This window comes from Apilactobacillus kunkeei (genome assembly GCF_005930975.1).
Lineage (GTDB): Bacteria > Bacillota > Bacilli > Lactobacillales > Lactobacillaceae > Apilactobacillus > Apilactobacillus kunkeei_E.
Genome location: NZ_VBSE01000033.1, coordinates 31,176 through 55,742, shown reverse-complemented (window position 1 = coordinate 55,742; position 24,567 = coordinate 31,176). Strand labels below are relative to the sequence as shown.

Sequence of the window (24,567 nt, the reverse complement as noted above, 5' to 3'; positions counted from 1 at the left end):
GCCACTGGTAGTTTCAACCATATTCAAGACATCCATAATAATATGCTAAAAGCCACTGGTAGTTTCAACCATATTCAAGACATCAATAATAGAATGCTAAAAGCCACTGGTAGTTTCAACCATATTCAAGACATCCATAATAATATGCTAAAAGCCACTGGTAGTTTCAACCATATTCAGGACATCCTTAATAAAATCAGTTCAAATAACTACGGTAAAATATTTTCAATCGATAAAAATAACTTATCTGACGAATCACAAAATATTGAAATAAATTCTACTTTATTTAAAAAATTATCAATTGATGAATCTAAAAATCTTTTATCGAATAAACTAGAATCTAAAAATAAAGAAATAATAAACATTCTTAGCAAATACTGCTGGGTACTTCCGAAAGAATTAACTAATGACAAAACTTTTTACGAAATTGTATATACTAACAACAATCAAGAAATAAGCTCTTATCTTATTAGTTTTTTTAATAATAATAATTATTCCATGCTAGATACATATTTTAAAGAAATAGAACAAAACATATTAAATATGGAGTCACAACTATCTAAGGAGTATGCAGATTTTGCTTCCTCTATTATTCTTTCCTTTAAAAAAGATCCCTCTTTATCACAATTATTAATTCCAGCTTTATTTGTTTTACTTGAATTTATAAATTCAACCGGAAGAAAGTATAAACCATTTGAGACGGATATAAATAATAAAAAATTCTATACTAATGGAGCCCAAAAAAACAAATATAAATTAAAATATAGCATGTATCTAGTGGGTACAAATATATACTTGAATTTTAATGATTACAAAAAAAGCAAACCCCAAAATATGAATAGAAATGTTATTCAGCATGGTAAATCTAACCCCAAGGACTTTACAATTGAAAGCTTTATAAAATTGTCAATATTATGTAATACTTTCTCTTTCGAAACAATCTAAAAAAGACCCACCGGGTCTTTTTAGTCATCATATTCATTTACGATTTCTTTAATTCCTTTTCCAATTCCTTCAATAACCGAAGTTACCAAAGCATTACCCATGAAGAACATTCTCATTCTATCGCTAACTTCTTTAACTTCTCCATCGACGATTTTGTATTTAGTCCAATCGTCTGGAAAATCTTGCATTCTTTCTGCTTCGATTGGTGTTAACACTCTGTATCTATCATTAATCTTTAACCAATGAGTTGATCTGTTAACACTCCCTTCAGAAGTAAGCATGGTTCTACCTGGTAGTGATAGGTCTTCATATGGAGACATGCCACCCTCGCTGTATGTGTAAGTATGTCCGTCAGCTGATGTTCTTTCAATATGTTTTGGACCACGAAGATAAGCAAATTTATCAATTTTAGCTTGGTCATCTACATAATATTTTTCATCAATATCATCTTCTGGTTGAACAATATCTCTTAGCGGAGTTGGCTTTTTATCAGAATTTGGAACAGAGTCGATAGTAAAGTATTTACCGTGTCTCATAATTCCAGTGTTGAATACTTTTCCAGTGAAATTATCTGATGCAGCTACAATATCATCTGGTAGTTCATAATAAGCTCTTCTACCTTTGTATAACTCTTCTTTAATTGGGAATTGCTTTGCAAACAGACCTTCTTTAAAGATATATTCATCATAAGCATCATCTGGGATTAATTCTTCATCGAAATCATATTTTTCATCTAAATGCTTAGCATAAGGTAAATCATTACGGAATACGAAGAAGTATACACGGCGACGACGTTGCGCTCTACCGTAATCAGCCGCATTAATAACACGCCATTCTACAGAATATCCTAAGCTATTTAATGCAGTAAGCATAATTGAAAAATCTCTACCTCTTTGCTTAGCTGGAGCTTTCAAAAGTCTATCTACATTTTCGAAAATCATATATTTAGGATGGATGTCTTTTGCAGCTCTTATAATCTGCCAGAATAATACACCCTTTTTTCCTTGAATTCCCATTTCATTTTTCTTAGATCTCGCTACTGAGTAATCTTGGCATGGAAATCCACCAACTATCATGTCAGCATCCATGGAACTGAACTTTTCATCAGAAATTTCAGCAACATCAATCCCAATATTTTCGGAATCTGGAAAGCGATAGTTGTATACATCAAAAGCATCTTGGCTTTTTCTCGATGGTTCATATTGATTGGACCATTTTGTCTTAAATAAGTCTTTATCCGCATTATCGAGACCGATACGGAATCCACCGACTCCGGCAAATAATTCTAAAACTTTAAGTTCTTTCGCCATGCTAATCACTCCTTTTTTTGAATTATTAATATATATTATATAATATATGTAGAAAAGGATCAACACATATTATTCAAGAGGGGCCAAATATGGATTTTAAAACAAAGGAAGAAGTACATAATAGAGCTGTTCAGATTGAAAACATTAAACAAAAAGATCTTATAGAAATGCTTAATCTGCACATAAAAGGTAACAAAAATGCCATGGGTGACGTGTTTGAAGCTTGGTTTGGAAAGCCAAAGGACTCTGCAAGTCAACCTGATTTAGGTGTGTCCGAGCTAAAAGCGACTCCTTTCAAACGTTTAAAAAATGGTGATATTAGCGCTAAGGAAAGATTAGTCCTTAACATTATTAATTACGAAGATTTAGATAAAGAAAATTTTGAAAATAGCCATCTTCTTAAAAAAAACAAAGTACTGGAACTTGGATACTATGAAAACAATAAAGGCATCCCAAAAGAAGATTGGTTTTTCGCAAAATGTGTTATGTACGAAATGCTCAACAATAAGAATGATTTAGAGATTATCAAAAAAGACTGGGAAATCATTCAATCATATGTAAAACAAGGTAAAGCTGAAGAAATAAATGAAGGAATAACAAACTATTTAGCCGCTTGTACAAAGGGTGTAAACAAGCATTCAATGAGAACACAACCAAACTCAAACGTCATGGCTAAACAAAGAGCGTTTTCCTTAAAAGGAAGCTTTATGACGACTCTTCTAAGAGATTACATCTTTGGAAATAAACATTCAGATGCAATTATTAAAGATTCTACTGAATTATCAACTCAATCTTTAGAAGATATTATTAATACAAAATTTAAACCTTTCATCGGAAAATCAGTAAAAGAAATAATTAATAATTTAAATATACCTGTTAAAGAAACTAAAACGATTGGTAAATACAATGTTGAAATCGTAAACAGAATTTTAGGAATAAAAAGCAGAACCGGAATAGAAGCCGATGAATTCAAAAAAGCTTCAATCGTACCAAAAACTATTCAATTTAATCAAAGAAACATAAATAAGGAAAGTATGTCTCTACCACCCTTTAAGTTTAAAGATTTAGTTGAAGAGAATTGGAATGATAAGGATGGTTCACCAGAAGCATCTTTAAATGTTTACTTTTCAGAAACAAAATTTTTATTCGTTGTTTTTAAAACAGAAGATGATGGAGATAACTATCTAAAGGGAATTAAATTCTTTAGGGTTCCAGATGAACAGAGAGACGGTGTAATAAGAGAAGCTTGGCAACAAACAGTAAATGCATTACTTTCCGGTGTAAAACTAAGTTTTAAAAACAATAGAGTCTCTAACAATCTTATATCCTCAAAAGACAAAAAAATTATTCACGTTAGGCCTCATGCCGCAAGGAGTAGCTATGTTGATAGCAAAGATTCTAATGAATTACCCACTCCTGCCAAATGGACTAACAAACCTGATTCATATTCAAATAACTTTATGACAACTCAATCTTTCTGGATAAATAGTAAATATATAAAATCAGCAGTAGAAGATTTATTATAAAAAAGCAGTGAACTTTGTTTCACTGCTTTTTTATAATGTAGTAAATTCTATCTTTCCCCTTTATAAATCCCTTACTTCCCAAATAGTTATTATATTCATAAAAACTAACCTCTAATATTTTATATATAGATTTAAAAAATGAACATTTAAAGATTACGTCTTGATTACTATAAACATCAAACGTTTCATAATCCGTATCCGGTTGTTTTAAATTATGATAGTCAGTCAATTCATTTAACATTGCATCATAAGCTAAATAAGACATTTTCCAATTATATTTTGGATATGTAATAACGTAATCAGGATTATCATAACTTCTTAAATCTTCTTTGTATGATTCGCATGCAATTTCAGTAATATCTTTCATCAAAAAAACTCCTATAATTAACATTTAACTCATTATAGATCGATTTATAAAATAAAAAAGCCTTTCTTAAACGAGATGGGAATACTCTATAAAGAAAGGCAATATAAAGAATTAAATTGTTTTAAAGCGTTTCAAAGGGATTAATCATCCTGAACGCAACTACATAATAGTTTCATAATTATGAATAATCAATAATCTTGCCTAATATGTGACGAATTTAGAAAATCCATATATTCTATCCGATTTATTAATAAATCTTTTGTATATCTTATCTTCATCAAGCAAAGCATTATTTTTGAGATATTCGTAATAGTAAATATATTTATTATTAAGCAATTCTCTAATAGGTTCTCTTACTTTGTTATATGTGTTGTACAAAACTCCAGGTGAAAAAACAATATATTTAACACCTATATATTTCGCATATAATTCAAAGCTTTTAACAATAGAATCAAATAATTCTTTTTCATAATATTTAAAATCAAAGTCTATAATTTTAAATACTAATTCTCCATCTTCCATTGTGATTCTGACGTTTCCTTAGAATTTATTTTTTCTTCTCCATTTCATCTTAATATTTATACATGAATTTCTACTATATGGATCAATTTGAAAAAAGCCTCTTGTTTCATCATATAAAATCTTTTTAAATTCTGATATGTTTTTTTCATTAAAAGCCACACTACCTATTTTTTCAGACATCATTTGCGCACACTCTACCTTTTCACCAAATTTTTCTTTTTGTATATTCAATGATTCGCAAATTTTATTTTTAATATATGATGTAGTTTTATTATATGGGTTCATTCTGATTCTATATATTGTACTTCTGGGGATACCTGATATTCTGGACAAATAGGAGCTACTTATATTATTTCTTGTCATTATTTCATCTAAATTATTTCTAAATACAGGCTTTCTATAAATATCATATCGTTTCATTATTTCATCTCCGATAAAAATTTTAAATTTATAATAGTATCTAAAAAATAATTTAACAACAGTCATTTACTTGCAACAAAACGTCGAAAAACAAAAAAGAATGCTGATAAATCAGCATTCTTTTTTTATTCTAATTAAAATATTTTAATGAATTCCACTAATCATCGAAAAAACTATACTTATCAATAGTATCAATTGTAGATTCGATAAAAAGTAAAACTATTGAAAGAATAAAGGTAAAAATTCCAGTGACTTTTCTTACTGTTGTATCTGGGCCATTAACAAAACATTGTACATTTGTAAAAGTGAAAGATATGAATATAAGCCAAAGAAGATGCTACCAGAAAGTTATAGAGTCGAAGTCAGAAACAATCTTTACTATTCGGCTATGATAATGAGGACTATTGAAAGAAAATACGATATTTCAGAGTGGTAAAAATATTATCTTAAATAAAAAAGCACACATTATTGTGTGCTTTTTTCTAAATCTTGAATTTAAAGTTTATTGCGTGACCTAAAACGTCATCAAAGTGTTCACTATCAGCTTCACCTGTCTTGAATTGGTATTCGCCCTTTGGAATATCATTTTTGTTATCATCTTTTAGTTGAATCCAAAGCTTACCATTAATCTTGGCACCAGGCTTAATATCTTCGTTATGTGGAGATTCTCCAGCATAAAAATCATCGGCGCTTAATTGGTTTAACTGTGTTCCATCAGGTAAGAGTAAATCATTATTATTCATTAAACCAAACAAGTGAATCGTTTGATTACTTGTATTTGTAATTCTATAAGTAATTAGAATTTGTTTGTATGATCCACCTTCATTGAAAAATGATGATGGAGCAGCACCACCAAATACATCGAATAATCCTTCTGCAGTATCATCACTGATATTCTTTTCTGCTTTAACACCAGTAACAACCTTATCAAATTTTAGTGGACCAATGTTGAAACCATCCATGTTATGAACACTTTCTTCAGTAAATACATCTTGTCCGTTATTTGATTTGTCAGATGAACTACTATCATCAGAATCATCATCATTTGAGTCAATATCGTCATCAGAACTATAATCACTGCGTGTGTTAGTAACAGTAGATACTTCAGAATTAATATGTCTTACTTCATTAACGTATGCTTGAATAATTGCAAAATATAAAAGTGTTACTAAAATAATTGTTAACCAAGACCACCATTTTGATATCCAGTCAACAACTGAACCATTTTCGAATCGAGCAGAATTCTTAGATGATTGGCATAATAATACAAGTACCACGATGCTTCCTACAAAAGGAATAAGTAATAACCATAAAAAATGACCAGATAAATTAGCATCATGTAATCTTCTAATTGCAGCTGTTAAGTTAGCAATAATAATAAATGAAGTTACAACTGAACCAACAAACAGTACGAAACTGTTAAAGCCGGAGATTGCACAAATGATTAAAACAATCATTGAAATGATAAAGCAATCAAGGTATCCAAACCAAAATTCTGATCTAGAACTCTTTGCATTAATGGTGAACATTTTGTTCCATCTATCATTCAATGCAGTAATCATGTTTGAACCTTTTTTAGGTTCTGCTAGTGCAGACGCTTGTTGATTATTATCAACAATTTGCTTTACACCACAGTTTGGACAGAATTCCGCGTTTCCATCCAATTTTTGTCCACAATTTGGACAAAATTTGTTACTCATAAACCAAAACTCCCCTGTAATATTAACTAAAAACAAATTAACTTTTTACGATTAATTAATTTGCAACAATATTTAATGATATACTAGGAAAAATGGCGCTTCAATAGCATAAGCAATAACTATTTAAAAAATAATCTCATTTTAATAAAATTCAAAAAAAGCACACATTCCTGTGTGCTTTTTTTATATGTTCAATGTTAAAACTTCAGTTCCTATTATGCTTCCTTTTATTTAATAATATCGCTTAGGTATCCATCACTAACCATTTTTAAATTTATAATATTTGGAATAACATCAAAAGCTTCTCTCATTGGATTCTTTGCTGAATCCCATCCTGGTCCGTCACTTATCCAGCAAAAAATCAACATTCTTTTTTAACTCTAATTAAATTATTTTACTGGTTTCTACTAATCTTCAAAAAAATTATCCATATCGATTGGATCGATTGTAAATTCCATAAAAAGTAAGATTTCTGAAAGAATAAAGATAATAATTGCTATTGCCTTTCTTAATATCGTATCTGGGCCATCAAAAAAACTTTCCCAAATTAAGAAAGTTGAAGTAATTATAGCAATTATTGCTATTGATAGTCTCACAAATCCGCCAATTATTTGCCTTTTTGATTCATTTTTCATTTAATCTACTCCATTCAATATGTATACCGAAATTTATTTTCGGTTTATTTAATACCACTTAAATAATTTAAAAGATGTCTTGTGGTAGACCTTGTTATATAAAGCTTTATGTGGATTATTAATCCATCCCATTCCTTTTTTACCATAATAGGGATTCACTGCTCTTTTCAATGAACGAACCGCACGACCTCTTGTACGTGCTGAGAATGATTTTTTCCAACTGGGTTTTCTAACCCCATACTTCATATATATCATCTTCTTTATCGTAATATAATATAATTATACAACTTATCTATTTTTTTAAAACCAAATAGAAGAGGACTAAATATAAAATTTAGTCCTCTTCTTCAGTTACTTAGTTATTTATGTTCTTTGATATGTTCATTTGCATCTACATGTCCAATATAGAAAACGAAATAATCAAAAATCGTATTTATTAGCTCTTAAATCCTTTTACATATTCATCAGCTAATTCTTTCATTGCTTGTTCCCAATCATTATCTACATTTTCAAATATTGATTCTATTTTTTCAGTCTGTTCTGCATTTATTTGATTGTTTAAATCATTACCGTCCTTAGTTAAATGGAGTGTTTTGATTCTCTTATCCTTATTAGAACTGATCTCTTCTATCAGGTTACGACTCATTAAATCTCTTACATTAACGTTCAAAGCCTGTCTTGATATGTTAAGCAGCTTCTGAATATTACCCATACTGGGAATGTCTAATTCAGAAATCGAATAAATTATCCGATGCTGTGTCTGGTTTAAATTATATTTTTTTAAATCAATCATCGTTGAAAAACGTTGGTATGCAAAGAATATAGTTGAAAGTTTTTCCTTAGCGTTAATAAGATTACCCTCTTTTTATGTCAATTATGTTGACATTTTATTTTTGTGGAATTATAATATTTTCAATTAATATGTCAACGTGATTGACATAATTTGAAAGGAAGTATTTATATTGTCAAACAATTATAAATTATCAGATTATTTATTAGATGTCATTAAGTATATGGGAGCTAATGATATCTTCGGGGTTCCTGGAGACTACAATCTTCAATTTCTAGATCACATTACTCACCGTGATGATTTAACATGGAAAGGTAATGCCAATGAGTTAAACGCATCATACATGGCCGATGGATATGCGAGAGAAAAAGGCTTCGCTACATTTGTTACCACATTTGGTGTTGGTGAACTAAGTGCAATTAACGGTCTTTCAGGAAGCATTGCTGAACACGTCCCAGTATTGGAAATTGTTGGTGCTCCTACTAATGATGTCCAAAACAACGGTTCATTAGTACATCATACTTTTGGTGACCATGACTTCAGTAGATTCGAAAAAGCTCATCGTCAACTTGGAATCAAATCTGCTAGATTAAACAAAGCCGATGCAATTAATCAAATTAACGACATTGCTCAATACATCTATGCAAGCAAGAAACCTGCCTACCTTATTTTACCAACTAACCTAGTAGAAATGGAAGTTAATCCATCTTTAAAAGATAATATTGCAGATTTATTTGTCGAAGAAAAACGTAACTCAGTAAATTCATTCAACCAAATCAAGGAAGCTATTAACCATAGCCAAAGCCCTGTAATTATTATGGGTCACGAAGTAGATCGTTTTAATGTATTTAACGATATCAAATCATTCTCAGACAAAAACAATATTCCTGTTTTAGATTTAGGAATTGGTAAAGGTAATATTGATGAAAGTTTCAAAAACTTTGTAGGTACCTATAACGGTGAAATTTCAGACGAAAGCATTAATAAATACGTAGAAAACTCGGATAATGTCATTCTAATTGGTGCTAAATTGACCGATTCTGTTACAGGTGGTTTTACTCAACAATTTGCAGAAGATAATACTATTACAATTAACTACGATGGAGCAAACCTATATGGTAAACAAGTTGCCGAAGACTACGACTTTAATGATGTCATGCACAGTCTAGCAGACACTAATCTTGATTTATCATTGCCTAGCTTAGATTTAAAGAATCATGATTTATCAATTACACCTTCAGGAGACAAAATCACCCAAAGTTTCTATGACAAAGCAATTGCCAGCTTTATTAATGGTGACAATACATTAGTTGCAGAACAAGGAACCTCTTTCTTTGGATTAGCAAGTCAAAGATTACCAAAAGATGCTAAATTCTTTGGTCAACCACTTTGGGGTTCAATTGGATATGCTTTCCCTGCAGCACTAGGAAATCAAATCGCTAATAAAGACCGTCGTGTAGTTCTATCTACTGGGGAAGGTTCTCTTCAATTAACAATTCAAGAATTCGGTCTTGCTTTCCGCGAAAAGCTAAATCCAATTATGTTCGTTGTCGATAACACTGGTTACACCGTTGAAAGAGTTATCCATGGTATGAATGAAAGCTACAACGATGTTCCTGCCTTAAATTATGGACTAATGCCAAAAGCTTTTGGCGCAAATGACGATCAGTTTGACTTCATCGAAGTATCAACCGAAAAAGAACTAATTGACGCTATTTCAAAAGCAAAAGAAGAAACCGATAAGTTCGTGTTAATTCAGGTAAACATGGGAATGAAAGATGTTCCTGAACAACTAGCCAAGACAGCCATTGCTTTTGCTAACCAAAACAAATAATAAAATTTAAGTCTACTAATAAATAATAGAAAACAACCCATCACAATTGATGGGTTGTTTTTTTGTAAAATTATCAGAATATCTTATTTTAAAAATTATTAGTAATACTACTTTTGATTTCACTAGTAAATTCTTTTAATTTTTTAGACGCAGATTGTTGATATTTCTCTACTATTTTGACAAATGAACTACCAATAATTACACCATCTGCTATACGATTCATCTCTTTAGCTTGTTTAGATGAATGTATCCCAAACCCTATGGCAACAGGAACATCCGTATATTCCTTTATCCTTTTTACAACTTCCGCTAGATAATCAGAAAATTCATCACGTTCACCCGTGACACCAAGTGAAGATACCAAGTAAATAAATCCTTTGGCATGTTCTACCAATCTTTCAATTCGATTTTCAGAATTTAAAGTCACCAAAGGAACTAATGCCAAATCATATTTATCAATAAATGGTAGTATTTCATCTTGTTCCTCGTAAGGTAGATCTGGAATAATCAAGCCACTTACCCCATGGCTCAAACATTGCCGACAAAATTCGTCGTAACCGTATTGTAGAACAACATTTAGATAGGTTAAAAAGACCAGTGTGATGTTGGTTTGACGATGAATTTCATCTACCATCTCAAATACCCTATCCATTGGTAATTCGCCGGCTGCCAATGCTCGTAAATCGGCACGTTGAATGACTGGGCCATCGGCGACTGGATCAGAAAACGGAATTCCGATTTCGACAACGTCAGCGCCACCTTCCGATAATGCCACTACGTTTTTAATCGTTGTATCAATATCAGGGTCATTGGCAACAACGTATCCAACTAATTTATTACCACCCTGCATAGTTTCAACTAACTTATTCATTAACATCAACTCCTCTATACCTAGCAATTGCCGCGACGTCTTTATCACCTCGACCAGAAAGTGTACATATAATCGTTTGGTTCTTTCTCATCGTAGGGGCTAATTTTCTTACATATGCGACTGCATGACAGCTTTCAATTGCTGCAACGATTCCCTCGGTTCTAGCAATATATTCAAATGCATCAACTGCTTCATCATCAGTTATACCAACATATTGGGCACGACCTGATTCAGCTAGCGCAGCATGTTCTGGACCAACCCCTGGATAATCTAATCCTGCTGAAATTGAATATACCGGTTTAATTTGCCCCGTCTCAGTTTGTAGAAAAATTGACTTCATTCCATGAAAGACTCCTTTACTGCCACGTTCTAGGGTAGCAGCTGTCAAATTTGTTTCAACGCCTTTTCCAGCTGCTTCAACTCCAATTAATTGTACTGAAGAATCATCAATGTAGTCTGCGAAACTACCAATGGCATTGCTTCCGCCACCTACACAAGCAACAATTGCATCCGGTAGTTTATTATTAATCTCTTTGAATTGTTCCTTTGATTCCTTACTAATAACACTTTGAAAGTCGCGAACCATCAATGGATATGGATGTGGCCCAGTTGCTGAACCCATCACGTAAAAAGTGTCTTCACTACGAGCAGAGAATTCTTGTAAGGCTGCATTAATAGCGTCTTTTAATACCATTGAACCTGAAGTGACTGAGTTAACCTTTGCCCCTAGTAGTTTCATTCGGTAAACATTTAACTTTTGACGATCTGTATCTTCTTTTCCCATAAAGATTTCACATTCTATCCCAAACAATGCTGCAATGGTTGCAGTGGCCACACCGTGTTGTCCAGCACCAGTTTCAGCAATCAATCTGGTTTTACCCATTCGTTTGGCCAATAATGCTTGGCCAATCACGTTATTAATCTTGTGGGCACCAGTATGGTTTAGGTCTTCTCGTTTGAAATAGATTTGGGCTCCTCCTAAATCCTCCGTCATTCGCTTTGCATATGACAGAAGCGACGGACGATTAGCGTAATTATTTAATAGGTCCTGAAGTTCTGCTTGAAATTCTGGATCCTGTTTAGCCTTTTCATATTCATCAGCCATTTTGTTTAATTCATTCATCAATGTTTCTGGGACATATTGGCCACCGTATTCATCGAATCTTCCTGATTTGTTAGTCATACTAGTTCCTCCTTAATTGTTGTGAACTATTCCCATAATTTCTCTTATTAGTTCGATATTTTTCTTCCCGTCAACCTCGACACCACGACTTACATCAATCGCAAAAGGATTAGTCTCATCAATTGCCTTCTGCGCATTTTTTGGATTAATCCCACCGGCTACGAACAAGTTTGAGTCGACTTGGGTTAACTGATTTTTTGTTACTCTGGAAGTTCTCGCATCAATCATCAAATAGTCTGCATCGCTATTTCTATGTAGCTTATCTTCGTTGATTACGTCAATTACTGGAATCTTTAGTTCCGTTCTAATTCGTTTAATATCTTCAGCACTCTCGCGCCCATGTAACTGGGCAATCTGGATAATCTTTGCATCAACTAATTGTTTAATTAATGCAAACTTGGCATTCACGAATACACCGACTGCTGGGATACTAGCATCAACTTCCTGCCTAATTTTTCTGGCATTATTGATATCAACTAGATGACTGCCGCTGGCAAAGACAAGCCCAAAGTAATCTGGTTTAAACTGATTAATAATCTTGGCTTCTTTTAAATCAGTAATTCCACAAATTTTAATTTTTACCATCAAACATCCTCCTGTATCTTTCGAATAAACTCAGTTGGATTAGTTGATTTCATCAATGTTTCACCAATCAATATTCCGTTAACACCAATTGCTTCTAACTTTCGAGTATCACTAATACTTTTCACACCACTTTCAGCGATAAAAACGATATCAGATGGTACTTTTTTACGTAGATTAATACTGTTAGCAAACGATACCGAGAAGTCCTTTAGATTACGATTATTAACCCCAATCATTTGAGCTCCAATCGATAGAGCAATCGCCACTTCATCTTCATCATGGGCTTCGACTAATACGGCTAATCCTAATTCATGAGCTAAATCAAAGTATTGTTTTAATTGATCTTTAGTTAAAATTGCCACAATTAACAAGATGATATTGGCGCCAGCATCTTTAGCCTGATAAATCATGTAGGGATTGATGATGAAGTCTTTTCTAAGTGTCAATGCATCAATTGTCTTATTAATTTCCTTTAGATAGGAAATATGTCCCTTGAAGTATTTTGGTTCGGTTAAAACCGAAATAGCGGTAACATCAGCAGCATGATATTGTTTGGCAATCCCGATATAGTCTAGATTATTAACAATTTGCCCCCTGGATGGTGATGCCTTTTTGATTTCACCAATCACATGCATCCCTGGTTGTCTAAATCTTTCATACACATCCTGTGAATCAGTTTTTGGTAACTCGCTTATCGATTGCTTTAGATCAGATAAAGGAACAATCGATTGTTCATATTCCGTTCTTCGTTGTGTAGCAGTGACTAAATCATCTAATATCATCGACTTACCTCCTAATAAGTTAATAATTCATTCAAAAGTCTCTTAGTCTTACCAGAATCAATGGCTTCTTGTGCCATTTTGATGCCTTGTTGAATTGAAATATCCGGTCTATAGGTATTGATTGCTATACCGGCGTTTAACAAGACAACATCTCGTTTTGCACCAGTCTTACCCTGGATAATTTCACGAGTGATTTTAGCATTATCCTCAGGAGTACCACCTACAATTTCTTCTTTGTTGTATCGTTTTAAGCCAAATTGTTCAGGGGTAATTTCGTCTTCACTAATCACACCATCAACAATGTTAACGACCTTTGTCGATGCTGAGATGGATGCTTCATCCAATCCATCAGTTCCATAAATTACCTTTCCGTTATTCACACCCAGCTGGATTAGTGTCTTCGCTAATGGAATTAGAAGGGATTCGTCATAAACACCTAAGACTTGTTTCTTCGCATGAGCTGGATTAGCTAATGTCCCTAGGACATTGAAGATGGTACGAATACCTAAAGTCTTTCTTACTGGAGCAACAAAGCGCATTGCTTGATGGTACTTTTGAGCAAATAGGAAGCAGAAATTATGCTTAGCTAACATCATTGCACTTTGCGCTGACGTTAAATTAATATTGAAGCCTAAAGCTTGAAGCATATCGGCAGCACCACTTTTAGAAGAGGCAGCACGGTTCCCGTGTTTAACAACTGGAACTCCCAGGCTTGCGAGAACTAAGCCAGTAGTGGTGGAAATGTTGAACGAATTAGAATGATCACCACCAGTTCCTACGATATCAATTGCATCGATTTGGCTATCAAACTCAGCAGCGTGATTTCTCATTGAATTAGCAGCACCTGCAATTTCTTCAATATTTTCTCCTTTAATGCTTAGACTGGTTAAAAAAGAAGAAATTTCAATGTCACCAGTTTTCCCTTCCATTACTTCATTCATCACATCATTCATTTCATCGTATGTTAAATCCTGTTGATTTTTTAATTTCTTAATTGCGGTATTAATCATGTTATCCATTCCTTTCTATTTAGCTAATTTAAAAAAGTTTAAAAATATTTGTTGTGCGGATGATCGATCAGTCATTATTGACTCCGGATGGAACTCAACACCATAGACATGGTTTTGCTCATCTTCAACCGCTTGAACGGTTCCGTCACTACCCCTACCGATTACACTTAAATTGTTAGGAATACTTTCCTCGTCAAGGACTAGTGAGTGATATCGACCAATCGTGAAATGATTTGGACAATGGTCGAAGATGTAATTGTCAGAAATTTGTTCTATCATGTCCGTCTTTCCATGCATAATTTTTGGAGCATTCGTAACTTTAGCCCCATAAACTTCACCAATTGCTTGATGCCCTAGACAAACTCCCAATACTGGCACCTTGCCAACTGCTTCCTTTAAGACTGCATTCATGTTACCTGCGTCTTCTGGCCTTCCAGGGCCTGGAGATAAAACCAAGGCTGTTAAATCTGGCCTCTGCAAATCTGATACATCAACCTCATCGTTTTTTAACACTAAAATTTTTTGATCAACTAGTTTACCAATTTCTTGTACCAAGTTAAATGTAAAACTGTCATAATTATCAATTAATAAAATCATGTCTGGCCTCCGCTTCTTTAATCGCGTCCATAATTACTTTGCTTTTATTTTCAAATTCGTGAAATTCTTGGCGAGCATCGCTGCTTGTAACAATTCCTGCACCAGCATGAACTACTAAATTATCATCTTGCTTGTATGCCAATCTAATACCAATACATAAATCTAAATCTCCACCAAAATCAACATAACCAATCCCTCCACCATAAATACCTCTTTTTCGATTTTCTATTTTTCTAATAATTTGCATGGCTGATAACTTAGGAGCCCCCGATAATGTCCCAGCTGGTAAGGTCTTTGCAATAATGTCAATTGGGGACATTTCTTTTCTAGCAATTCCCTCTACCTTAGAACCTAAATGCATCACATTGGAAAACTTCAATAATTCCATATACTTAGTGACTTTTACCGTTCCAATCTCACTGATACTTCCAACGTCGTTTCTACCTAAGTCAACTAACATGTTGTGTTCCGATTGTTCTTTTGGACAATGTCTTAATTCATCTGCAAAAAAGTCATCCTCTTCTTGAGTCTTACCTCGTCTTCTAGTTCCCGCTAATGGATAACTAAATAACTTATCATCAGTCTTTTGAATTAGCGTTTCAGGCGATGCTCCCACAGATTCAAATCGATTATGAGCGAAATAAAAATGATATGGTGAGTAAATGTTTTCTTCTAGATACTTACCGACGTTAATTAATGATCCCTTAGCTTTTGTTTGATACGGATTCGATAAAATCATTTGAAAGATGTCACCGTCATAAATATGTTTTTTGACCATATCCACCTTTTCACTAAATTCATCTGGTTGAAATTGATTATCAAATGAATCAGTGATATCGATGTACTCAGTTGTTTGCACCTTCTCTCCTAAAATTCTTTTTAATCGCCTTGCGAAATGTTTTAATTCCTCTCTTGTTTGTTCAAAAGCTTGTTCAAACTCATTACTCGAAATTAATTTTGTTAAAGTAACTTCATGATTTTGATAGTTGATGGTAATATCTGGTTCGAATAATTCTAGATCCTGTAATCCCAATTCATCTTGCGTCTTTGGTAAATGGTTATTAGCATACTTCGCAAAGTCATATCCGAAGTATCCGATTAATCCCGAATGAAATCCATCAGAAAATTTAACTGTACGGTGGTGTTGATAGTATTCATTTAGAAAATCGATGGGATTCTGATTCGTTTGAAAGACGTCATCTTTTCTCTTCACTATAATGTGATTATCCAAGACAGTAATAATTTTTCTTGGTTCAACAATCACCGTTGTGGCATTGTCAACCTCTCGTTTAAACACCATCGATTGTTGATGATTAGGATCGATACTTTCGACAATCTTGTATGCATTAAAATCATCAATAGGGAATTGATAGTTAACCGGCAAGTATGCAAACTTGCTAACACATTTTTGTAAATTTTCTTTTGTCAACAAAGTGATCACCTCTCGATTAGATTGCATTAAAAAAAATCCGCCCATAACAACGCAATTAATGCTTTGTTAAGGACGGATTTTCCCCGCGGTACCACCTTAATTAGATTAGACTACTCCAAATAAATTTACATATATTTATATCAAAATAGACTAATCCCTCCTCAGCGAGGTGCGTGTTCACACCCCCGGCAACTGACGTATGCCCGACGTTTCTTCGTACTCGATTGCTCTTTTTGAAGAACCCTCTGTGGTCCATTTAACTGTCTGCGTTCGGTCGTATTTCCATCATCAACGGCTCTCTGTGCGTGCACAACAATCTTGATCTCCACATCATTGGTTTTTTTATGGACGAATTATTTAATTGAGTTCAGTCTACTCTCCATTTTATAAAAGTCAACAACAAAATTAGAAAATTATTAGATTTTATATTTATAATCGTCAATAAAAACCATGTGTATCAATGCATTAGCACAGGTGGAGGATATTTAATTAAATATAAATTAGAAAAATCATTTGTATTTATTTAACACGTATGGTTAAATGAATACAAATAAACGGGGAGGAATCATCATGAATAAACAATTCCAACGTAAAAATTATTATCAAGACTATTATTACGTAGACACATCTAAGTAGTAATTGTCTTATTTGATTTTTACTGACTAGGTGTGAATTCATCTGGTCGGGATAATTTATTAATGATGATTTTTGACGAAATCAAAATTAAAACCAGCTAGGTGATTTGTATTCATCTAGCTGGTTTTTATTTTAAATTTTTAGGAGATATTATTATGACCAAAATTTTTATTAACGGATTAGGATTAATCGGCAGTAGCATCGCAAGAATCATTAAAAAATCTGAACCAGATGCCATTATTATGGGAAACGACATCAATCAAAAAAATTGTGACTATTTGTTAGAAAATAAGATTATCAATAAATCAATTAACTTTGAAGATGGCAGCAAACAAGCTGATGTCATTATATTGGCAAGCCCAGTTAATGGAATCATTGAAGACATTAAACGTCTAAGTGTTTTGCAATTAAAGTCATCAGCAATTGTAACTGATGTCGGTAGCAGTAAAGTTAATATCCAAAAAGCGGCCAAACAACTAGATCAAAAAGGAATCACCTTTATTGGCGGTCATCCCATAGCTGGATCAGATATAACGGGGAGCAAGAATGGTTCAATTAAAATGCTTTCTAACCATACGTACTTCTTAGTTAATCTTAATGCACAAAACAATCAGATAAATATACTTAAGTCATTACTACATGTTGGCAATCTAAAGTTTAAAGAGACATCCGCGGAAGAACACGACCAAATTGTTTCGGCCGTCAGTCATTTACCTCATCTCATTAGCTATGCACTAACACTGTCAATCAATAATTCTTTGAAAGATAATCGCACCAACGATATTATCATGGGTAACGGTCTTTTAGATTCCACTAGAATAGCTAAAAGCGATCCAATTGTATGGTCAGATATATTAACTAGCAATTCTGGCAATCTCTTAGATCAGATTGATATGTTTGAAAATAAATTATCAGAATTAAAGCAGTTAATCATTAATAATAGACATACTGAACTTCATCAAATAATTGTGGAGGCTAATAAAACTAGAAATAGTTGGGAAAATAACGTTAAAACAATATAAAATCAATAGCATAAATAATGAACCGCCATTATTATTCTAAAGGTTGAATTTAATCAATAAAAAATTTTGAGTTGATTCTATGATAATCATTGTATTAAAACAAAACTAGGAGAAAAGTTTACGCCAAGAAAAAACGCTATGTGTAATTTTTGTGCACATAACGTTTTTTATTACCATATTTAAATTTCTATACCACAAATATCAGCAATTGAGGTATTCATAAGTTCTTTAAAAATGTATTTAAATTCATCAGGATCCACTGGAAAAGGTTCTGATAACCAAAGTAGAATAATATTTAACATCATTCTAAAAAAGTATTGAATCGTAAAATATTGGGGCCAATTCACTATTTTTTTATTATAATTTTTGAACAAACCACTAAAGTATTTTGAATATCTTTCAGTTATAAAATCAAAAAATTCAGATTGATAGTATAAATACAGGACATTATTATATTCCCTATTATCGTAAATTATTGGAAAAATTTCATCCATCAGTTCATCGATGTAATTTTCATCATTTTGATCAACTTTTCTAAAAACTTCATCAATTGATTTACACATCATCTTTTCAATATATTCAAGAATGTCTTTTTTATTCCTAAAATGATTATAGAAGGTTCCCCTTGAGACACCACTAACGGCAATTATGTTACTAGTGCCTATCTCTCCAATATCTTCTGATGCACTTAAATTTAAAAATGTTTTTATTATTTTTTCTTTTGATTTACTCTTTATTTTCATTTTATTCTCCGTATGTTTCAAGTAAATAAAAAGCCACGGTTAGTTAAAAATAATTTTAATAACGTGGCTTTTAATATTATTTACTTTGTTTTTTTCTAAAGCCGAAAATAGATAATACGCTGGAAATAAATAGTAAAATTAATCCCATCAATTGAGCACTGGATTCATTAGATTCACCAGTTTGTGGTAATTTTTCTTTATCTCCATTATTAGAATTATTATAGTGTTTATTTAATTTTGGCTTTGAATATTGACTTACTTGCGGATTGTCTTTAGAAGGTTTTCCAGGGTTATTATAATGACTATTAATCAACTTTCTATATTGAACATTAATTGTCACATCACTACTATCTTCATTAACATTTAATACACTAATCGTTGAGTCATCAGAATTAATTAATACATATCCGTTTATATGAGGGCTCGTGATTGAACCAAAGGAATGGTTTTCTGCAGTCCAATTACCATAAGTGATTTGACCAGTTACTTCATCAACTTGTACCTCACGAATAAATGTAACAGTTTGAACCACTGAATCATGTATCTTATTACCATTTTGATCTAAATAATTAATCGTTCTAGTAACTGTCTTAATCAAACTGTCCTTGTCTGTTCCGTTTGGCCACTTTGGCCCGTTTGGATTATCTGGGTTAATTGGTTGTCCCGGTGTTCCTGGATTATCCGGTGTGACTGTGTCCTCTTTGTGTTCCAAGGTTACGGTAAAGTCTTGTTCCTTATTATCACTGTTGAACTTAACGCCACCTGCGGGGTAGTTATCACTTACTAGTTTGTATCCTTGATCAGTGTACTTCTTAATTGTATCTGTAGTGCGGTAGTCGGAAGTACTTTGTGGTTGGCCACTCAAGTCGACAATTTCTAGTGTCTTTCCAGTCGTACTGTCGATGTAACTTACCTTCGCCTTTTGGTTGTTGTCTACGTAAGTTATCTTAGTATCTTCTGTTGGTTTAGTTCCATCAATTGGGTAAGTACTACCGGGAGTTAATGGATTACCATTCTTATCTACCGGTGTCTTGCCTGGAATACTTGGGATTACTGGGTTAGTTACCTTACCCGCATCGTTAGGGTCATTGGGATAACTAGTGTTATGACTACCATTGTCAATTGGGTTACCTGCGGTATCCACTGGTACTAATGAACCTACCTTGTCATAAGTAACCGTTTCGTTACTATCACTGGAGCTTGGGTTTACTGTAACCGCTGGGATTGTCTTTTGACTGTCGTCTCTTAAAACATAGCCTGGTACTACTGGAGAACTAACAACAGGAAATGAGCTGTTTCCATTCTTAACTTCCCAATTCCCTTGAGTAGTTTCATTAGTAATAGTATCGGTACTAATAGTTCTATCAAAAGTGACATTATCATTATGAGCAGTTGCTATAACGTTCCCATTTGAATCTACATAGTTAATATTTCTATTAACAGTTTTCCCCTCGTGAGATACATTAACTGGATCCTTTACATAGTAAATGATTGTATCTTTATCAGGATTGGAAGGATCAGAAATTGGGTATCTATCCTTACCTGGAGTTAGTCTGTTCCCATTAGTATCAACGGGGTAATAACCAGGTATGTTTACAACGTATGGATTCAAAGCCTTGGAGTAATCATTAGGGTCATTTTCATAAACTTGTTTATATTCATCATGTCCATTCCACAATGGTTGACCAGTATCTCTATCATATGGCAACAAAGAACCAAATGGTAAGTAATGGTAAACAATATTACTGGTTTGATCAATATAAGGATTTCTCATATTATAAATAATATTTGACTTCAAATATGTGTTTGGAGATACTCTACCCTTAGATATTTTAGAATCACTAGCCACAACTTGTGTTCCGTCTAGTATTTGACCAGACATATCTCCATCATAATCTAGCAATGTGTATTGAACAGTAACATTTGAATCGGGGAAGAAAGTCTTAACGGTTTGTCCCACATAATAAAAAGGTGACATAATTCCGCTTGCGTTTGAAGGGAAAACTTGAAAATGCTTAGTATAATATCCATTAACCAATTTAGGTTCTCCGGTAGTATACTTTTGTCCATTCAATCCATATTGAATAAAGGGTTTAATTTCCTTCCCATCCACATCAACAATGTTCTTATTGTTCTGATCTACATAAGATGTGGTTTGAGAAATTAATTTTGGAACGATAAAAGACTTAGCGTTCAAATAAACCCTAATTTTATCACTCGCATCATAAATAATTTTATAGATACTACCCTCACCATAGCTATCAATAACCCCATAGTAATCAAAATTATTAATTGTTGTTTGACGTTGATCATTAAGGTTGACACTAGAATTCTTTGGAACAGTTTCTTGATCGACTACATTTCCATTAGCATCAATGCTTGTTGCATAAACAACACCATCACCGTTTCTATCAGTAGATAGTACTATTTGTCCTCCAAGCTGAACATCTTGAACAGCTGAAAATGTATATCTGCCTTGTGTCTTATCAATCCACATGTTTGCAGGATAATCTGGATCAGTAACAGAGAAACCTGACGCTACAGTAGCATCAGCACTTGAACTACTGATATTGTCACCGTCTCTTAAAAAACTTGAATCCAAATTTGCGGAACTGGAAGATATGCTCTCATTAGAAGCTGAAGAACTTACACTGGCACTGGAAGAACTTGCAGATGATGAAATAGCTTCATTTTGGTTACTTGAAGAAGAACTATTTGTGATACCAGTCTGACTTGCTGAAGATGAATCACTGGCCTTACTATCTACATCGACTGAAGACGATGATCCAGCACTAGAGACACTACCTTCACTGTTAGCAGCACTGCTATGCGCATCATCAGCTACTGAATTTGTATTTTGAACTAAAACCTCATTTACACTTGCTTTTGCGTTAACATCTCCACTAAATACATATGAACTTCCAATAAATGCAAATGTCGCAAGTGAGACAACAATCCAATTTTTCTTTACTTTTCTAAGAATTTTTCTATCGTTATTTTTGTTTAATTTATTACTGTTATAAAGCATATCTTCACGCTCCTTAAACAATTAAGAATGTGCTCTTAATCTTGTTAATCATTAACTTTTAGTAAGTTACTGTAGTTAAAATTAACATATATAAACGTTTTTATAATTTAAATTTTATTTAACAGGTTTAACAGATGTTTAACCCATCAATTTACTATTAGAACAAAAGTATAGTACGTGTTTTAGGTTGGTATTATGAGCGTTGCTTTAAAGGGGAATTTATAGAAATTATAAGTTTTAATTTGAACATTTTTATACCTAAAAAAATACACATTTTTTTCTGAATATGAGCGAAAATTATAAATAAATTTAAACAAATGAACATAAATAATTTTATGTGTTTATTATATTTTTATGAAATTTAGATTTTTTTAAAACAAATAATTAAACAAAAAAATAAAGGCACACATTATTGTGTGCCTTTATCTTTTTGATGGTGGATCTTGTGGAGCAAACCAAGTTGGATGTTTTTTATGAATTCTTTCGGCAATAACACTGTAAACAAAGTACAAAGCGATTAATATTATTCCACCGATTGCGGAAATAATTGAATAAACCAGAAAGTCATGCCAACTATGGGAGCTTAAAGAGTTGGAAAATACATCTCTAACCATCCCAATCACAGCGCCAACTACGGCTATAAGAACGATTAAGAAAGTCCATTCTTTAATCGTTTTAAAAACTGTTTTCATTTTCTTCATCATCCAACCTCCTTTTTAAATCGTTTTATATATTATCGTTAGTTTAAAACAACAAAAAGAACTGCCGTGTTTGGAAGTTCTTTTTGTTTTCTTTTATAGATTGTAACCAACCATGATATTCTTAAATGCATTTAAGCAACCATTATCTATACGTTGGTTTAAAAATCGTTCATTAGTAATATTGGCGTTATCGAAGTATGAAGATGACATGTTAACTTCTGGACATAATTCAATAAATCTCTTAATCATGTTATCGTCGAATGAATGTGGTTGGACGTTAATGCTTAGACCAAACTCTTGGTGGTAGAAGCACATTACCATTTGTTTTAGTAATACAGTCATTGCACGGTTTGGAACGGTTGTGATGTCAGCTTCTACTTTTAGGACATCGTAGTAACGATCATATAGTTGATATTGAGCATTGTATCCCTGAACAACGTTGATTCTGGCAACTCTAATATTTTCCATTGAGTAACCTGAGTCTAACATATCTTGTTCACGTTTTGATAATTCGTCGCTCTTAATGTATTTGATTGGGTCAGTTCTTAGAATCATTTCCATATTAGGAATATCATCCTTAGAAGATGTGACTGGCTTGTAAACCATGCTATTAAATTGGAATGATGTTTCTTTTGACATTGAGGCATCAATGGTTTGTGCGTTGTTATAACGTGCCTGTTCTACTTCTCCGTGGTTCTTAATTACTATGTACACAATCACCGCTAAAGCAATGATAATACCGATAGTAATCGCTAATATTGGATTAGCTACCACACATAAAAGTAAAAATATTAAAACAATCGCTCCCGAACAACCTAATCTCATCTACTAACACTCCAATCATCCTTAAAAAATCATTATAATATTTTTTCAGCTTATATTACAGAAAAAAATTCACAAAAAAGAGCCACAATGGCTCTTTTTTTAATTAGTTAATTGAAATTGAGTGCTTAGATTGCTTTTCTGCAGATTTAGGTACCATGATATCCAAGATGCCGCCATCATACTTTGCACCGATTTTATCAGTGTCTGCATCTGGTAAGTAGAACGAACGACTGACATCACTTGATGTTCTTTCACTTCTAATCAACTTACCTTTTTCATCTTTTTGTTCCTTATTCAAATCGTGAACAGCATGGATTGTTAAGGTGTCGTTTTCATAATTAATGTTGATATCTTCCTTCTTAAATCCAGGTAGTTCTGCCTTCACTTCGAATTCGTCATCATTTTCAATAACATCTGTCTTCATCTTTGATGTAGTTGCCATGTTTCTGCCTAATCCATCAAAGAAGTTGCTCATTGGATCCATGAAGTCGTTAAATACATTGTTTCTTAGTTCGTTTGCCATAAAATATCCCTCCTATTTATTTCGGTTAATTAGTTAATGTCAATTTTGTGTGCTTTTTCATCCTTAACCTCTTGCTTTGGTAATGTAATCTTTAAGATTCCACCATCGTAATCAGCAGTTACTTTATCAATATCGATATCTGGTAGGTAGAAAGCACGGGCAATGTTACTTGAAGTGCGTTCTTTTCTCAATACCTTACCTTCCTTGTTAGTATCTTCCTTACTCAAGTCATGTGTAGCATGAATACTTAAAGTATCGTTGTTGTAATCTAGATGAATTTCATCCTTCTTGAAACCAGGTAATTCAGAGCTTACTACGTAATTATCTTCGTTTTCAATAACGTCAGTCTTCATTTGATTACCAGCAACTGAATTGAAGAAATTCTTACCAAAGTCACCGAAGAAATCATTCATTGGATCAAATACATTAAAGCCTCTGTTTCTTAATTCGTTAGCCATAATCAAAGCCCCTTTTCATTATTTTTATTTTCAACATTTAGTTGATAGTTATTTATTTCCTATCAACAACTATTATATTAGTCAGTATTGGTCAAATAGTCAAGGAAAAACTAGCACTTAAT

26 protein-coding genes are annotated in these 24,567 nt (G+C 32.9%); 4 read left to right on the top strand and 22 right to left on the bottom strand.

Translation table 11 applies throughout. The features are described 5' to 3' along the window. Nucleotides 1–945: hypothetical protein (locus tag FD688_RS07340; RefSeq protein WP_225426084.1), on the top strand; the 945-nt coding region annotated here is incomplete at its 5' end. A gap of 20 nt (nt 946–965) precedes the next feature. On the opposite strand, the gene dcm is transcribed toward FD688_RS07340, so the two are convergent. Then, complete coding sequence (gene dcm / locus FD688_RS01275) at nt 966–2,255, bottom strand: DNA (cytosine-5-)-methyltransferase (RefSeq protein WP_053795004.1); 1,290 nt, start codon at nt 2,253–2,255, stop codon at nt 966–968. Between the two features lie 89 nt (nt 2,256–2,344). Between dcm and FD688_RS01270 the strand changes: the two genes are divergently transcribed. Beyond that, nucleotides 2,345–3,781 (top strand): Sau3AI family type II restriction endonuclease, encoded by a 1,437-nt coding sequence (locus FD688_RS01270; RefSeq protein ID WP_138741480.1) that lies wholly within the window; start codon nt 2,345–2,347, stop codon nt 3,779–3,781. Nucleotides 3,782–3,800: 19 nt separating this feature from the next. Here the strand turns inward: FD688_RS01270 and FD688_RS01265 are convergent, their stop codons facing one another. The 8 genes from FD688_RS01265 to FD688_RS01230 all read right to left on the bottom strand — a co-directional run bounded on the left by FD688_RS01265 (nt 3,801) and on the right by FD688_RS01230 (nt 8,218). Next, the gene (locus FD688_RS01265; protein ID WP_053795002.1) at nt 3,801–4,148 is read right to left on the bottom strand and encodes a hypothetical protein; all 348 of its coding nucleotides are present in this window, start codon (nt 4,146–4,148) and stop codon (nt 3,801–3,803) included. A gap of 201 nt (nt 4,149–4,349) precedes the next feature. Beyond that, entirely contained in the window at nt 4,350–4,670 is a 321-nt protein-coding gene (locus FD688_RS01260) for a hypothetical protein (protein ID WP_138741479.1), read from the bottom strand. Nucleotides 4,671–4,688: 18 nt separating this feature from the next. After that, nucleotides 4,689–5,156, bottom strand: coding sequence for a helix-turn-helix domain-containing protein (locus tag FD688_RS01255; RefSeq protein ID WP_138741478.1), 468 nt, complete (start codon nt 5,154–5,156; stop codon nt 4,689–4,691). A gap of 416 nt (nt 5,157–5,572) precedes the next feature. Beyond that, nucleotides 5,573–6,790, bottom strand: coding sequence for a DUF805 domain-containing protein (locus tag FD688_RS01250; RefSeq protein WP_138741484.1), 1,218 nt, complete (start codon nt 6,788–6,790; stop codon nt 5,573–5,575). Between the two features lie 227 nt (nt 6,791–7,017). Further along, nucleotides 7,018–7,158: a DpnII family type II restriction endonuclease gene (locus FD688_RS01245; RefSeq protein WP_138741477.1), complete on the bottom strand. Its 141-nt coding sequence runs from the start codon at nt 7,156–7,158 to the stop codon at nt 7,018–7,020. A gap of 39 nt (nt 7,159–7,197) precedes the next feature. After that, nucleotides 7,198–7,425 carry a hypothetical protein gene (locus FD688_RS01240; protein WP_138741476.1) on the bottom strand — a complete coding sequence of 76 codons (228 nt, stop codon included), beginning with the start codon at nt 7,423–7,425 and terminating at the stop codon, nt 7,198–7,200. Between the two features lie 48 nt (nt 7,426–7,473). Then, nucleotides 7,474–7,671 (bottom strand): hypothetical protein, encoded by a 198-nt coding sequence (locus FD688_RS01235; RefSeq protein ID WP_053795000.1) that lies wholly within the window; start codon nt 7,669–7,671, stop codon nt 7,474–7,476. A 190-nt stretch (nt 7,672–7,861) separates the two neighbouring features. Further along, on the bottom strand, nt 7,862–8,218 hold the full coding sequence (locus FD688_RS01230) for a MarR family transcriptional regulator (protein WP_138741475.1): 357 nt from the start codon (nt 8,216–8,218) through the stop codon (nt 7,862–7,864). A gap of 169 nt (nt 8,219–8,387) precedes the next feature. Between FD688_RS01230 and FD688_RS01225 the strand changes: the two genes are divergently transcribed. After that, nucleotides 8,388–10,049: an alpha-keto acid decarboxylase family protein gene (locus tag FD688_RS01225; RefSeq protein ID WP_225426083.1), complete on the top strand. Its 1,662-nt coding sequence runs from the start codon at nt 8,388–8,390 to the stop codon at nt 10,047–10,049. An 88-nt stretch (nt 10,050–10,137) separates the two neighbouring features. Here the strand turns inward: FD688_RS01225 and trpA are convergent, their stop codons facing one another. Genes trpA through FD688_RS01190 form a run of 7 tightly spaced genes read right to left on the bottom strand, consistent with a single transcriptional unit; the run spans nt 10,138 to nt 16,506 of the window. Continuing rightward, nucleotides 10,138–10,920, bottom strand: a complete 783-nt coding sequence (gene trpA, locus FD688_RS01220) for a tryptophan synthase subunit alpha (protein ID WP_138741474.1) — start codon at nt 10,918–10,920, stop codon at nt 10,138–10,140. Then, nucleotides 10,913–12,103, bottom strand: coding sequence for a tryptophan synthase subunit beta (gene trpB, locus FD688_RS01215; RefSeq protein ID WP_138741473.1), 1,191 nt, complete (start codon nt 12,101–12,103; stop codon nt 10,913–10,915). The genes trpA and trpB overlap by 8 nt, the downstream gene beginning before the upstream one ends. 12 nt (nt 12,104–12,115) lie before the next feature. Next, nucleotides 12,116–12,688 carry a phosphoribosylanthranilate isomerase gene (locus FD688_RS01210; protein ID WP_138741472.1) on the bottom strand — a complete coding sequence of 191 codons (573 nt, stop codon included), beginning with the start codon at nt 12,686–12,688 and terminating at the stop codon, nt 12,116–12,118. Continuing rightward, a complete protein-coding gene (gene trpC / locus FD688_RS01205) occupies nt 12,688–13,470 on the bottom strand; it encodes an indole-3-glycerol phosphate synthase TrpC (RefSeq protein WP_138741471.1) in 783 nt (260 codons plus the stop codon). The genes FD688_RS01210 and trpC overlap by 1 nt, the downstream gene beginning before the upstream one ends. Nucleotides 13,471–13,481: 11 nt before the next feature. Beyond that, a complete protein-coding gene (gene trpD, locus FD688_RS01200) occupies nt 13,482–14,480 on the bottom strand; it encodes an anthranilate phosphoribosyltransferase (protein WP_138741470.1) in 999 nt (332 codons plus the stop codon). A 15-nt stretch (nt 14,481–14,495) separates the two neighbouring features. Further along, a complete protein-coding gene (locus FD688_RS01195) occupies nt 14,496–15,077 on the bottom strand; it encodes an anthranilate synthase component II (protein WP_138741469.1) in 582 nt (193 codons plus the stop codon). Further along, complete coding sequence (locus FD688_RS01190; RefSeq protein ID WP_190242856.1) at nt 15,061–16,506, bottom strand: anthranilate synthase component I family protein; 1,446 nt, start codon at nt 16,504–16,506, stop codon at nt 15,061–15,063. Before FD688_RS01190 ends, FD688_RS01195 begins: the two co-directional genes overlap by 17 nt. 794 nt (nt 16,507–17,300) lie before the next feature. Here FD688_RS01190 and FD688_RS01185 point away from each other — a divergent pair. After that, on the top strand, nt 17,301–18,167 hold the full coding sequence (locus FD688_RS01185) for a prephenate dehydrogenase (RefSeq protein ID WP_138741467.1): 867 nt from the start codon (nt 17,301–17,303) through the stop codon (nt 18,165–18,167). Nucleotides 18,168–18,346: 179 nt separating this feature from the next. On the opposite strand, the gene FD688_RS01180 is transcribed toward FD688_RS01185, so the two are convergent. The 6 genes from FD688_RS01180 to FD688_RS01155 all read right to left on the bottom strand — a co-directional run bounded on the left by FD688_RS01180 (nt 18,347) and on the right by FD688_RS01155 (nt 24,445). Beyond that, a complete protein-coding gene (locus FD688_RS01180) occupies nt 18,347–18,910 on the bottom strand; it encodes a TetR/AcrR family transcriptional regulator (RefSeq protein WP_138741466.1) in 564 nt (187 codons plus the stop codon). Between the two features lie 76 nt (nt 18,911–18,986). After that, nucleotides 18,987–21,938 carry a mucin-binding protein gene (locus FD688_RS01175; RefSeq protein WP_138741465.1) on the bottom strand — a complete coding sequence of 984 codons (2,952 nt, stop codon included), beginning with the start codon at nt 21,936–21,938 and terminating at the stop codon, nt 18,987–18,989. Nucleotides 21,939–22,360: 422 nt separating this feature from the next. Then, nucleotides 22,361–22,639 (bottom strand): hypothetical protein, encoded by a 279-nt coding sequence (locus tag FD688_RS01170; RefSeq protein ID WP_138741464.1) that lies wholly within the window; start codon nt 22,637–22,639, stop codon nt 22,361–22,363. A 93-nt stretch (nt 22,640–22,732) separates the two neighbouring features. Further along, entirely contained in the window at nt 22,733–23,413 is a 681-nt protein-coding gene (locus tag FD688_RS01165) for a hypothetical protein (protein WP_190242855.1), read from the bottom strand. Nucleotides 23,414–23,567: 154 nt separating this feature from the next. Continuing rightward, entirely contained in the window at nt 23,568–23,987 is a 420-nt protein-coding gene (locus tag FD688_RS01160) for an Hsp20/alpha crystallin family protein (protein ID WP_138741462.1), read from the bottom strand. Nucleotides 23,988–24,016: 29 nt separating this feature from the next. Next, nucleotides 24,017–24,445 carry an Hsp20/alpha crystallin family protein gene (locus FD688_RS01155; RefSeq protein WP_138741461.1) on the bottom strand — a complete coding sequence of 143 codons (429 nt, stop codon included), beginning with the start codon at nt 24,443–24,445 and terminating at the stop codon, nt 24,017–24,019. Nucleotides 24,446–24,567: the final 122 nt, after the last annotated feature.